10 protein-coding genes and 1 pseudogene are annotated in these 12,839 nt (G+C 35.9%); 10 read left to right on the top strand and 1 reads right to left on the bottom strand.

Annotated elements, in window-relative coordinates:
• Positions 1-24: 24 nt before the first annotated feature.
• The 4 genes and pseudogenes from A5866_RS04540 to A5866_RS04525 all read left to right on the top strand — a co-directional run.
• Entirely contained in the window at positions 25-699 is a 675-nt protein-coding gene (locus A5866_RS04540) for an MgtC/SapB family protein (protein WP_086445513.1), read from the top strand.
• Positions 700-703: 4 nt separating this feature from the next.
• The gene (locus A5866_RS04535) at positions 704-1,177 is read left to right on the top strand and encodes a GNAT family N-acetyltransferase (protein WP_086444255.1); all 474 of its coding nucleotides are present in this window, start codon (positions 704-706) and stop codon (positions 1,175-1,177) included.
• 200 nt (positions 1,178-1,377) lie between these two features.
• The gene (gene mgtA, locus A5866_RS04530) at positions 1,378-4,032 is read left to right on the top strand and encodes a magnesium-translocating P-type ATPase (protein WP_086444256.1); all 2,655 of its coding nucleotides are present in this window, start codon (positions 1,378-1,380) and stop codon (positions 4,030-4,032) included.
• Positions 4,033-4,407: 375 nt separating this feature from the next.
• Positions 4,408-4,550: pseudogene (locus A5866_RS04525) on the top strand (NADH oxidase); the annotation flags it as partial.
• 145 nt (positions 4,551-4,695) lie between these two features.
• Here the strand turns inward: A5866_RS04525 and A5866_RS04520 are convergent.
• On the bottom strand, positions 4,696-5,460 hold the full coding sequence (locus A5866_RS04520) for a MurR/RpiR family transcriptional regulator (RefSeq protein ID WP_086444257.1): 765 nt from the start codon (positions 5,458-5,460) through the stop codon (positions 4,696-4,698).
• A gap of 272 nt (positions 5,461-5,732) precedes the next feature.
• Between A5866_RS04520 and A5866_RS04515 the strand changes: the two genes are divergently transcribed.
• From A5866_RS04515 to A5866_RS04490, 6 genes are all read left to right on the top strand, one after another.
• Positions 5,733-7,151 carry a PTS transporter subunit EIIC gene (locus tag A5866_RS04515; protein ID WP_086444258.1) on the top strand — a complete coding sequence of 473 codons (1,419 nt, stop codon included), beginning with the start codon at positions 5,733-5,735 and terminating at the stop codon, positions 7,149-7,151.
• Between the two features lie 14 nt (positions 7,152-7,165).
• On the top strand, positions 7,166-8,662 hold the full coding sequence (locus A5866_RS04510) for a sulfatase (RefSeq protein ID WP_086444259.1): 1,497 nt from the start codon (positions 7,166-7,168) through the stop codon (positions 8,660-8,662).
• A gap of 100 nt (positions 8,663-8,762) precedes the next feature.
• Positions 8,763-9,602, top strand: a complete 840-nt coding sequence (locus A5866_RS04505; RefSeq protein WP_086444260.1) for a formylglycine-generating enzyme family protein — start codon at positions 8,763-8,765, stop codon at positions 9,600-9,602.
• 29 nt (positions 9,603-9,631) lie between these two features.
• Positions 9,632-10,738: a radical SAM/SPASM domain-containing protein gene (locus tag A5866_RS04500; protein ID WP_086444261.1), complete on the top strand. Its 1,107-nt coding sequence runs from the start codon at positions 9,632-9,634 to the stop codon at positions 10,736-10,738.
• Between the two features lie 185 nt (positions 10,739-10,923).
• Positions 10,924-11,916 (top strand): alpha/beta hydrolase, encoded by a 993-nt coding sequence (locus tag A5866_RS04495; protein WP_086444262.1) that lies wholly within the window; start codon positions 10,924-10,926, stop codon positions 11,914-11,916.
• 394 nt (positions 11,917-12,310) lie between these two features.
• Positions 12,311-12,745 carry an Lrp/AsnC family transcriptional regulator gene (locus A5866_RS04490; RefSeq protein ID WP_254907544.1) on the top strand — a complete coding sequence of 145 codons (435 nt, stop codon included), beginning with the start codon at positions 12,311-12,313 and terminating at the stop codon, positions 12,743-12,745.
• The last annotated feature ends 94 nt before the right edge of the window (positions 12,746-12,839 follow it).

The following is a 12,839-nucleotide window of genomic DNA, read 5'->3' as shown; positions in this document are numbered from 1 at the left end:
TATGAATTTTTATTGATGTTATCAATGAGCTTGTTAGCAGGTAGTTTAATTGGTATTGAACGGCAATGGCGAAAAAAATTAGCCGGCGTACGTACAATGAGCTTGGTTTCACTTGGCGCTATGCTTTTTGTGTCCATATCTACCATGATCACAACGGAAACAAGTCCAACAAGGATTGCTGCACAAGTTGTTAGTGGCATTGGCTTTTTGGCAGGAGGAATTATTTTGCGAGATGGGTTTAGTGTGACCGGGCTAAATACGGCTGCGACTCTCTGGTGTACGGCAGCAGTGGGTGCAATGATCGGCGCCGGTTTTATTAAAGAAGGTTTTTTAGCCGCCATCGTTATCATGCTGGTGAATAGTGTGATTCGTTTTGCTTCGCAACGATTTGATCAAATGACGGAGAGTTATCGACCAGAAGAGCAAGTGAAAATGAAAAATTCATTTTTGATCGTCACTGGAAAATCAACTGCGGAACTCGCATTACGAACAGAAATGATGACACAGCTAGACCGCTACTATTTATCCTTTTGTCATTTTTTGTGTCTGGATCTTGCAGGAAATAATGTCCAGTTACAGGTAGAAATCGAACCAAATTCGAATCGTGAATTGGCCATGAAAGAGATCATTACACAGTTATCAAAAAACAAAGAGGTATTGGAAGTGTATCAATTATCAAAGGAGGAAGAATCATGGTAAAACAGTGTTCACTTTAATCAGATGGGATAGTCCTATTTATCGGGAAACATTAGCCTTACGCAATCAAGTATTAAAAGCAAGCGCAGGCAAACCCTTTCTAACGAAATCTGTTGTAGAAGAAAAACACGATATTCACTTAGTCATCAAAAAAGAGGATCGTGTGGTTGGCACTCTTCTTTTGCATCCTTGTGATTCAAACTGTATACAAATAAAACAAGTTGCACTAAGTCCAGACGTTCAAGGTCAAGGGTTGGGAAAGAAATTAATCGTTTATGCTGAGCAAGTTGCTCGAAATTTAAACTATGCCACTATTTTTTTGACGGGTCGAAAGCAGGCCTGGGGATTTTATGAAAAATTAGGCTATGTTAGTTTGATGGATGCCTATCAAGAAGACGAGTTACTCTTAAAAGTATTTAAAAAACGCATGGTAGACATAAGACATTTTACAAATCAGAGGGAGTTGAAAACAAATGGATGACAGTAGTTCGAGGCAACAGGGGTCACAGGAAAGAGTTGTACTAAAAAGGAGTCGATTATTATTATCTATTTGTTTTTAGTGCCCTTTTTTCTCCGAGCCCCTGCAAATAGGGAGCAATGTAAAAACACTAGGAAAAATGGTTATGCGTTTAGGTATTGGCGCAGGATCATGGTGGATTTTTTTGGAGAGAAGGAAACAAAATGGAAAGAAAAAAAAGAGCAATTCAAGAGATAGATTATGGCTTAATGGCTAGAAAAACAGTTGAAAGTATTTTTGAAACATTTCAAACATCAAAAAAAGGACTATCTGAAGTTCAAGCAGTTATGGCTCGAGATGAATATGGAGACAATACTATTTCCTACGGGAAAAAAACACCTTTATTCATAGAAGTCTTAAAAGCGTATATTACACCGTTTACCCTTGTTTTAATTGGTTTAGGAATTATGTCTTTTATTACAGATGTGGTTATCGCTGCACCGGAAGATCGTGACTATTTCGGTAGTGGTATTATCTTCACTATGGTCTTGATCAGTGGGACGATGACACTCATTCAATCTGTGCGCTCAAATCAAGCAGCCGAAAAATTGAAATCATTGGTTAAAGTCACCGCAGCGGTAAAACGGAAAAATAAATATGATGAAATTCCTATGGAAGATATTGTGTGTGGAGATATTGTCAGATTGTCAGCAGGAGATATGATTCCAGCGGATATTCGTTTGATTGCAACTAAAGATTTATTTATTTCTCAGTCTGCACTGACGGGGGAAAGTTATCCTGTTGAAAAACGGGCAGAGGCAATCATTACTAAAGATAGCAATGAAACGAGTTATGAGAATCTTGTGTTTATGGGCAGCAACGTTATAAGCGGAAGTGCTGAAGGCGTGGTCATTGCCACTGGAAATCGTACACTGTTTGGAGATGTGGCCAAATCATTGTCTACTAAACCGGTACAAACAAGTTTTGAATTAGGCATTCGCAAAACGTCATTCTTGTTTATTAAATTTATGGCATTGATGGCGCCAACTGTTATTGTAATCAACGGTTTTACAAAAGGGGATTGGATGGAAGCCTTCTTGTTCGGCCTATCCGTAGCCGTTGGGTTGACACCAGAAATGTTACCGATGATCGTTACGACCAACTTAGTCAAAGGTGCAACAGGTATGGCTAAAAAAGGAACGGTGATTAAAAACTTAAATGCGATTCAAAATTTTGGTGCAATCGATGTCCTATGTACGGATAAAACAGGCACGCTAACACAAGATAAAATTATACTGGAATATCATTTGGATCTGGCTGGTGAAGAAGATGACCGTGTCTTACGTCATGCCTATTTAAACAGTTACTATCAAACCGGCTTAAAAAATTTATTAGATGTCGCAATTATTGATGCTGCCAAAACGGAATTGAATACAACAGGAATTCCGTATAAAAAGGTGGATGAAATTCCCTTTGATTTTGATCGTAGACGAATGAGCGTTGTCGTAGAAGATCCTAGCGGAAAAACGCAAATGATCACTAAGGGTGCCATTGAAGAAATGCTGAGTATTTCGAGTTTTGTCGATTTCAAAGGCAAGGTTAGTGTGCTAACGGATGAGGTTAAACAAGAAGTATTGCAAAAAGTGAATGAGTTAAACGAGGATGGTTTACGCGTGATCGGCGTTGCCCAAAAAACAAATCCAAGTGTTGTTGGTGAATTCTCAGTAGCGGATGAATCTGAGATGGTGCTGATTGGCTATTTAGCATTCTTAGATCCGCCAAAAGAAACGACAAAACAAGCACTAGAAACGTTAAAAGCACATGGCGTTGAAGTGAAAGTCCTAACAGGAGATAACGCTTTGGTAACGCGATCCGTATGTAAACAAGTTGGTTTGGGTGCTGAAAAATTGATCAATGGCGAAGATATTATGAATATATCCAATGATAAATTAAGTCAATTAGTTGAAAAGCACAATGTATTTGTAAAATTAAACCCACAACAAAAACAACAAATTACGAGCATTTTGAGAGAAAATGGACATACTGTTGGTTTCCTTGGGGATGGGATCAATGATGCACCAGCAATGAAAGCAGCAGATGTTGGTATTTCAGTTGATACAGCGGTGGACATTGCCAAAGAATCCGCTGATGTCATTTTATTAGAAAAAGATTTGATGGTTTTAGAAAGAGGGATTATTTCAGGTAGAGAAACATTTGGAAATATCATGAAATATATAAAAGCAACAGCAAGTTCAAATTTTGGGAATATGTTTTCAGTATTAGTTGCCAGTACCTTTTTACCATTTCTGCCAATGTTACCCTTGCAAATTTTATTCTTAAACTTGATTTACGACATTTCGTGCGTATCTATTCCTTGGGATCATATGGACAAAGAATATTTGGAAAAACCTAAGCGTTGGCAAGCATCCAGCATCGGAAAATTTATGGTTTGGTTAGGACCTACAAGTTCGGTATTTGATATTACCACCTATTTATTGATGTACTTTATTATTTGCCCAGCAGTTGTAGGAGGAGATTTCCATACACTGAATGCTTCTCAGCAAGTTGCCTTTATTGCCGTGTTCCATGCAGGTTGGTTTGTGGAATCGTTATGGTCACAAACGTTGGTTTTACACGCCTTACGTACGCCTAAAATTCCATTTATTCAAAGTAGTGGCTCATTCATTATGACGACCATTACGTCGCTAGGGATTGTGATAGGAACAGTCTTGCCTTTTACAGCCTTTGGACAAAGTTTAGGAATGGCTGTTTTACCGTCTAATTATTGGTTATGGTTAGTTGGTACAATTGTGGCATACTTAACATTAGTAACAGTTGTAAAACGATTCTATATTCAACGGTACAAAGAATTATTATAGAGAGAAGGAAACTAATGTTTTAACGGTAAGATAAATGAAAAAGGTTAAAAGTTAAATTACACTAAAAAAGCATCCTTCATAATCTAAGTTTGTTTGTATTACCATTGATAAACCCTAAATAGTACTTAGCAATTGTAGTTTTTAAATAATTGGAAAAAAGTAGCAGTATAATTGATACAAAAAAGAAAGCGGGTATAGTGGAAAATAAAGGTGCTATACTCTTGCTCAAAGTGGCTAATTAATCTTTTGAATGGCTATGATTTGGCTATTTACATTAAAAAAGGTAAAAAAGTAATTATTATATAGCTCCCCAGATATTAATTAAAAGGATTAGTATCTAGGGGAGCTATATATTTTAGAACTGCCCATATCGTAATCTCCAGGTACATTCATTTATTCTCACTTGCAATTCAAAAAAGTATGACGATTGATGAATTGAACCTACTTGATGTATTCCTCTTTCCTTATTTTATCAGCCATACCATTACATTACGATGGCAGCATTAAATGCAAAATAACTATCAAAAATTCAATACTGTTTATAACTATCATTTTGTAATTTTAGTCTAAAAAAATCTGGTAGCGTTGAAACGAACGTTACTGGATTTTTTTGGTTTTAAAATGTTCTAATTTAAAAAGAAAAGCTCTATTACAATCGGTTAACTATTGTTCAATTAATAAATCTTCAATATAAAGTCTGAAACGAATCGCTAAAAAATCGATCAACAAATGACAAAATCCGGAAGAAAAGCCCATCATTAGTTCAGCATCTTTTTTTAAAATCGAAAAATTTAGATCAGAATGTTCCTGTAACCAATTCTTTTGTGTCACAGTGATCGACACAATAGGTGTTTTTTTCAAAAGTGGTATTGAGAGCAATTCATTGATTTGTACATTATTTCCTGAACCAGAAAAAACAAGAATAAGATCATTTTTATTGATATTATCCAAAACAATACTAGCAAGTTCTATATTACTATTTCCAGGAATCAAGGTGCAGACAATATTCATCTTTAAAAAAGCACGAGCAAAATTTTGAGCTTGAATTTGTTGATCTGTTCCAGTCGCTAAAAGATAGATTCTAGGAGTATTTCTTAATAACTCAAAAAAATTGCTTAAACTCTGTTCTTCAATAGTAGAAAAGACACTGTTTAAATGTTCTGACACATCCTCAATTGAAAGGGGCTTTTTTAAATTATCTTGCACACCATACCAATCAATCAAATATTTAAACTCACTAAACCCTTTAAACCCTAATTTTTGCACAAATCTTAAGACGGAGGATTTAGATGTATAACTGGCTTCAGCTAATCTTGTAATACTGATTTCAGGAATCAGCTCTTGGTGGTTGTATACATAAGCGCAAATCGTCTTATCCGTCTCGCTAAAATGGTTGATTTTGTTTTGTAAAAGCTGCTGGAATCTCATATTTTATCCTTTCCCAATAACTTGGGAACCTTCCCCAAGGTTGTATGAAGTATTTCTTTTTTATCTTACCATAGTTATGATAAATACGGAAAGCGCTTTCTAACGGAGGGTTTTAAATTTTATGAGCATTTAGAGTTGTCTAGCTTCAAGAGCTAGTCTTTTGGGAAAAAGATAAAAAATAAGTGAGGTAAAGAGCACCTCAAGTATTTTTTCCTATTTTCCTGTCAAGACTAAACGAGCTCTTTTAGCTTTTAGATTGGGAGGGAATCAAAATGAGTTATGAACCATTAGCTAAAACGATTGTTGAACTTATTGGTCAAAAGGAAAATGTTAAAAGTGTCACGCATTGTGCAACTCGGTTGCGTTTCAAATTGAAAGATGAAGAGAAAGCTGATACTGAAGCAATCAATCAGTTGGATGGTGTGGTGACGGTCATGCAAAGTGGGGGACAGTATCAGGTTGTTATTGGTACTCATGTCAGTCAGGTTTATGAGTATGTTTTATCAGAGTTAGCTCTAATGCAAGCGGATCCGCACTTGGTTACAGAAACAGAAGCGGATGATCAAGGGCAGGAAAGTTTATTTAATCGGTTGATTGATATTATTTCTAGTGTATTTACTCCTATTTTGGGAATTTTAGCAGCTTCTGGAATGATCAAAGGACTTGTTGCCATTTTACTCGTAACAGGTGTTGTTACACCAGACTCAGGGACTTATCAAATATTATGGGCCGTAGGCGATGCATTATTTTATTTTTTTCCAGTAGCTTTAGGTTATACGTCTGCAAAAAAATTCAATTTGAACCCACTTATAGGGATTGTGATTGGCTCTGCTTTATTGTATCCAAATTTAGCCAATTTGATTGGAACTCCCGCACCTTCTGTTATGTTTCAAGGAACACTATTTGAAGCGCCAGTCTACTTTAAGTTTCTAGGTATCCCAGTACTTATGATGAGTTATGGCCAATCAGTTATTCCAATCATTTTGGCGACATTTTGTGCGGCGAAGTTAGAAAGTTGGCTACAAAAAGTTTGTCCCGATGTGGTTAAAATGTTTTTTGTGCCATTTTTCACGTTGATCATTGTGATTCCGCTGACCTTTATCATGATTGGACCAATTGCAACTTGGGCTAGTTCGTTACTGAGTTCAGCAGTTCTTTGGATCTATAATGTAAGTCCACCTTTAGCAGGTGCGGTCATTGGTGGTTTGTGGCAAGTTTTAGTAATGTTTGGCTTGCATTGGGGTTTTATTCCAATCGGGTTATTGAACATTCAATCGTTTGGTTATGATCCTGTTATGGCGTTAATGTTTGCTGTACCATTCGCCACGATGGGAGCAGTATTGGGAGTTATGCTGAAAACCAAGGATAAGAAGGTAAAGTCATTGTGTGCTCCGTGTTTTATTACGGGTATTTTCGGTATCTCAGAACCCGCGATCTACGGTATTACGCTACCTAGAAAAATACCATTTTATTGTACTTTGATTGCTGGAGCAGTGGGGGGGACGATCATGGGATTTGCTGGATCTAAAACCTATACTCAAGGTGGAATGGGGATTTTTGCTTTGCCAAATCGTATTTCAGAAAATGGTTTAGATATGGGCTTTTATGGGAGTCTGATTGGGATTATTGCAGCCTTCATCGTAGCATTTATTTTAACTTTTGTTTTTTGGAAAGAACGTCAGACTAACTAAAGGAGTTGATAGAAATGAAAGCTATTATGCTTATGTTTGATACATTATCTAAAGCCTATTTACCAAACTATGGAAATAATTGGGTTCAGGCGCCTAATTTCGATCGACTTAGAGAAAAATGTATAACGTTTGACAATTTTTATGGCGGAAGTATGCCCTGTATGCCAGCAAGAAGGGAATTGCATACAGGAAAGTATAATTTTTTACATCGCTGTTGGGGACCATTAGAAGCGTTTGATTATTCTGTTTTTGAAAAATTAAATCAGGAAAATATCTATACCCATCTAATTACAGATCATTCTCATTATTTCGAAGATGGCGGCGCTACGTATCATAATCGTTATTCATCTTGGGAAGGATTTCGAGGTCAAGAAGGAGATCGTTGGATTCCCAGATTGGGTGATTGGGCAGATCATAATACCCAACCATTGAATAAACCAGCAGATTCTATTTCAAGAATTCAACATCTTGCCAATCGTAGCCAAATAAAGCAGGAATCTGATATGTCTAGCGTTCAAGTGATCGATCGAGGGTTAGATTTTTTACAGAAAAATCACGAGAAGGATGACTGGTTTTTACAACTAGAGTGTTTTGATCCTCATGAACCATTTTTCGTGCCAGAAAAATATCGAGATCTTTATCGCCTGACAGAAACACAAGATATTCTGTATTGGCCAGTCTACCAGCATTTATCAGCTGAAGATAAGGCTCATTATCAAGGGGATATTGCTGAAATGCAGAAAGAATATGCCGCGTTAATCAGTATGTGTGATTATCATTTAGGGCGTGTTTTAGATTTTATGGATGAGCAAGAAATGTGGGAGGATACGTTACTGATCGTTAACACAGATCATGGTTTCTTATTAGGGGAGCATAACTGGTTAGGTAAAAATGTTGCACCTATGTATGAAGAAATTGTTCACATCCCATTTTTTATGCATGTACCTCATCATGAATTAAATGGTCAAAGAGTTGATGGATTATGTCAAACGATTGATTTACCGCCCACCTTAGCAGAATATTTTGGAATTGAAGCCTTTGAAAATATGGATGGTCGCTCATTATTCGGTCTCATCAATCAGCAAAAGATTCCCCATCAAAGTATTTTATTCGGCACAAATGGTGGACATGTTAATTTGTTTGATGGACGATATACCTATATGAAAGCCTCCGCAAATAAAGAAAACCAGCCTTTAGTCAATTATACATTGATGCCAACAGTGATTAGAGGTTTTTATCCAGAAAATTCATTAAAAAATCTAGTGTTGTATGAAGGGGATTCGTTCACTAATGGTTTCCCCTGCTTAAAAGTTCCCTTGAACACTTCGTTTAGCAATTCTTACGAAATCGGCTCATTGATTTTTGATCATCAAACAGATCCAGAGCAAGATTCGCCGATAAAAGATCAAGAACTGCAAAAACAATTAGATCAAAAATTAGTTCAAAAAATGAAAGATGTCGATGCACCGCTAGAAGAATTTATTAGATTAGGCTACGAGGACACTATTTAAAAAAAGAATTTGGGACAAAAGTCGGTTCTCTTTTTATTAAACACGCTGATCCCGAATGAACGCTTCTGTCCCAAGCTCTTAGAATTTGGAGGAAATAAGAATGAAACGGATTCCAAGCGGTAGCTTTATCATGGGTAATACGAGCTTAGAAAATGGTTTTTTTGAAGATGCTGAAACGCCGGTACAGCTAATGACAGTCGCTTGTTTTGATATGGATGAAACAAGTGTGACAAATAAATGCTTTCAAACTTTTATTAACGAAACGGGATATCAGACTGATGCCGAACGATTTGGAAACTCAAGTGTTTTTTATCTACTGATTCCAGAGGTAAACAGAAAAGATTACCAAAGCGTCGGAAAAATGTTTTGGTGGTTGACCGTACCCGGAGCGTCTTGGAAGCATCCAGAAGGACCGACAAGTGATATTAAAGAAAGAATGGATCATCCTGTTGTTCATGTCTCTTATGATGATGCCAGTGCATATTGTAAGTGGGCAAATAAACGATTACCAACAGAAGTAGAATGGGAATATGTTGCTAGAAATAAACAAGATTCGCTGTATCCGTGGGGAGAGGAGCTGCTAAAAGGAAATCAACATCATTGCAATATTTGGCAAGGAAATTTTCCGTTTGAAAATACGCAAGAAGATGGTTTTCTTGGGACGGCACCTGTCAAATCTTTTGAAGTAAATCAATACGGAATATATCAAATGATCGGCAATATCTGGGAATGGTGTGCGAATCCAAGTAAAATTCCATTGTCAGAATTAGCAACTGAGCAGTCTAAAACTGGACCAATCAAAGATGAGTTCGCCATTCGAGGAGGCTCATTTTTATGTCACCAAAGTTATTGTAAACGATATCGAGTGTTTTCCAGAAATGGATCTTATCGAGAAAATACAACAAGCAATATGGGGTTTCGCTGTGCCAAAGATTGCTGAGATAAAGCCGACTGAAAGGAGCAAAGACAATGCGAAAAATAGCTGTTATGATCAAACCTGCTTCTGCCTTGTGTAATATACGCTGTAAGTACTGTTTCTATGCAGATGTAGCCGACAGTCGAGCGGTTAACTCTTATGGGAAGATGACGCCTGAAATCATGAGAAAAATGATTGATCATTTACTATTGGATTTAACTAATCAAGACCAATTAACAATTACGTTTCAAGGCGGAGAACCAACTCTGGCTGGTTTCACTTATTTTCAGTCTTTTGTTACCTATATGACGGAAAAAAATACGAAAAAAGTAACGATTCAATATGCGATTCAAACCAATGGTCTTTTAATCAATGAAAAGTGGTGTCGTTTTTTTTATGAGCATCATTTCTTAGTTGGACTGTCTATCGACGGCTATCAGTCGATTCATGATCGAAATCGTATTGATCCTAAAAGTAAAGGAACCTTTCATCGGGTGATCAAAACAAAGCAGCTATTTGAAAAATATCAGGTTCAGTATAATGTATTATGTGTATTGACAAATGAACTGGCTCGTCATCCACAAAAAATGTATCAATTTATGAAACAAGAAAAAATTCAATATATCCAATTCATACCTTGTTTAGGCGATTTAAACGGTGTAAAGTCCGTTTATGCGTTAACCCCACAACGCTTTTATCACTTCTACCACGTACTCTGGGATTTATGGATAAAAGAATATGCAACGGGTAACTATCGTAGCATTAAGTTTTTTGATGATTTAGTCCATTTATTTAAAGCACAACGAGTGACAGCTTGTGGCTTGATCGGACAATGTCAGCCACAATACGTGATAGAGTCTAATGGAAATGTTTATCCCTGTGATTTTTACGTTTTAGATCAATACTTGATGGGCAATATCACGGAATACTCGTTGATAGAATTGTATAAAAGTTACGTAATGAAGCATTTTTTATTTGAACCAAAACAGTTTCCGCAAAAGTGCCAAGACTGTCCTTTTCGCTCAATGTGTATGGGTGGATGTAAACGAATGAAACATTCAATGTATCTTGATAAAAAAGAGACTTATTGTGGCTTCCAAACTTTTTTGAGTCAACATGGTCAAGAACTTATTCATTTTTGTCATAATCATCCTGTTTAAGTATGGCGAGTTTGTATCGGTTCGTTTATTTTTAGAAGACATTCATACTTAAATGATTATTTAGAAAGTCTTTTTAATTAAAATAGTTTCGGAGCAAAAAAATGTTCATTAAAACAACAGGCCAATGATTGTTGTGATGCTAATTAACAGGTATAATTTAGCTATGATTATTATGGAGGTTAGAAATGAAAAAGTTTGTATTAGTAATACTCGGTAGTATCTTCGCTATTATTATTATTTGCCTAGGTACTTTATATTTTACTCCTAAGCCATTATTTAAGTTGATCCAAGGCTTGCCAATCGAAGCTAAGCTTACCAAACCGAATGATTATCAACAAATTGAAGATCGTGTAAAAACGATTAATGACCTTTCATACTCAAAGGAATATCCTGAAAGTACTTTAGATCTCTATCTTCCTAAAAAAATGAACTCAAAAATACCAGTGATCGTTTTTGTTCATGGGGGTGGCTTTTTTAAAGGAGATAAAAAGATGGCTAAGTACTTCGGACCAACTGTAACTAATGGTAACTATGCTTTTATCAGCATTAACTATCATCTAGTGCCTAATGCAACTATTTTTGATCAAGTAAGGCAAGTCAATCAAGCCCTAACATTTGTAACCAAAAATGCTGAAAAGTATCAGTTTGATCCAACACAAATCAACCTATCTGGATCATCAGCAGGTGGATTCTTAGCATTACAATTATTGTCAGCCTATCATAATAAAGAGTATGCTAAACAAATCGCAATTCAACCTGTAGAAAACCTTAAAATCAATAGTTTATTACTATATAGTGCAGTATTCGATCTATCCGAATTTCAAACATACCAAGGGAATCTAGCAACGAATTATCTACTAAGTAAAATGGGTTGGGGACTGACAGGAGAAAAGAATTGGAAAGAGGATCACAGATTAGGTCAGTTACTTGATCTTAGAAAGCTGATCAGTAAAGATTTCCCACCCATATTCATTACGGATGGGAATACTAAAACATTTACAAAACAAGCCAAGCAATATGTTGGTGAGTTGAAAAAAGCAGAGGTACCTGTTGCTTCGTTATTTTTTGATGGTCAAGAAACAGTTGGACATGGCTATCAATTAAACATGGAAACAAAGGCTTCAAGTCAAGCTGTCGAAAAAACAATTTGGTTTTTAGAGAATTATCATTCTAAATAGCAGTAGCGTTGAGCTAAAAAACTATTGCAAAGAAGAAGGTATATAGGTCAAATCAGTTTAAAAAGATTTTTAAATAAACGTGATTCTTCCCATGACAAAAGTATGTTATAAGTAATCAGACAACCAGTAATTTCAAGTACCATTCGGTTTAGAAGCTGAGGTTCGACTGGGGTAGACAAAAGTTTCGCTTGAAACCGAGTAAGTATGTCCCGCAAAGGTCGTTTATTGTCATCAATTAATTAGTCTAAAAGATGCTGAATGATAAATGCTACTTGTTTATGTTGTTCAGGAGTGTTCTGGTAATTAGTCTTCATTTTTTAGCACCTCGTTTTTATTTGCTAAATTTATTATAATCAGTCTAAGAACCTAGTGACATAATCTGGTGAAAGAATACGTGCAAAATTATTTTCAAGCTGAAAGGAAAAATCAGATGGATGAATTAGATCAACAGATTTTGTATTTACTAAATGAAAATTCAAAACTATCAAATAAAAAATTTGGAGAAAAAATTCATTTAACAGGACAAGCAGTAGGAAAACGAATCGCCTATTTAAAAGACCAAGACATTATCGAGAACTACACGATTACAATCAAACAGGATGAGAAACAATTTATCCGTATCTTTATGGAGACGAATCAATTTGCTACTATTGAGAGAGTCATCAATGAATTTAAAGAGATTGATGAGTTTTACAAAGTGAGTGGTCACGCTTGTTATCTAGTAGTAGCGTATTTTAACCAACCTCGATTAAAAGTATTTATTGAAAAAATATCCAAATGGGCTCGTTGTAGCGTAGATTCAGTCGTGGGAAGTCGCAAAAAAATATAGTTTAGTAATGTTACTCTTTGACATTACTAAACTATATTTTTTTGCGAAAACTTAAGTCGTGGTTTCATTTTCAGAACACTTTTTTAAGATTTAG

Source organism: Enterococcus sp. 12C11_DIV0727, from assembly GCF_002148425.2.
Classification (GTDB): domain Bacteria; phylum Bacillota; class Bacilli; order Lactobacillales; family Enterococcaceae; genus Enterococcus_L; species Enterococcus_L lemimoniae.
Note: the sequence above shows the minus strand (reverse complement) of the source record. Positions and strands in the feature narration are given on the sequence as shown.

Coding starts and splice junctions, on each gene's coding strand:
- A5866_RS04540 (WP_086445513.1), top strand. CDS start 25: ATGAGCTTGTTAGCAGGTAGTTTAATTGGTATTGAACGGCAATGGCGA.
- mgtA (WP_086444256.1), top strand. CDS start 1,378: ATGGAAAGAAAAAAAAGAGCAATTCAAGAGATAGATTATGGCTTAATG.
- A5866_RS04520 (WP_086444257.1), bottom strand. CDS start 5,460: ATGAGATTCCAGCAGCTTTTACAAAACAAAATCAACCATTTTAGCGAG.
- A5866_RS04515 (WP_086444258.1), top strand. CDS start 5,733: ATGAGTTATGAACCATTAGCTAAAACGATTGTTGAACTTATTGGTCAA.
- A5866_RS04510 (WP_086444259.1), top strand. CDS start 7,166: ATGAAAGCTATTATGCTTATGTTTGATACATTATCTAAAGCCTATTTA.
- A5866_RS04505 (WP_086444260.1), top strand. CDS start 8,763: ATGAAACGGATTCCAAGCGGTAGCTTTATCATGGGTAATACGAGCTTA.
- A5866_RS04500 (WP_086444261.1), top strand. CDS start 9,632: ATGCGAAAAATAGCTGTTATGATCAAACCTGCTTCTGCCTTGTGTAAT.
- A5866_RS04495 (WP_086444262.1), top strand. CDS start 10,924: ATGAAAAAGTTTGTATTAGTAATACTCGGTAGTATCTTCGCTATTATT.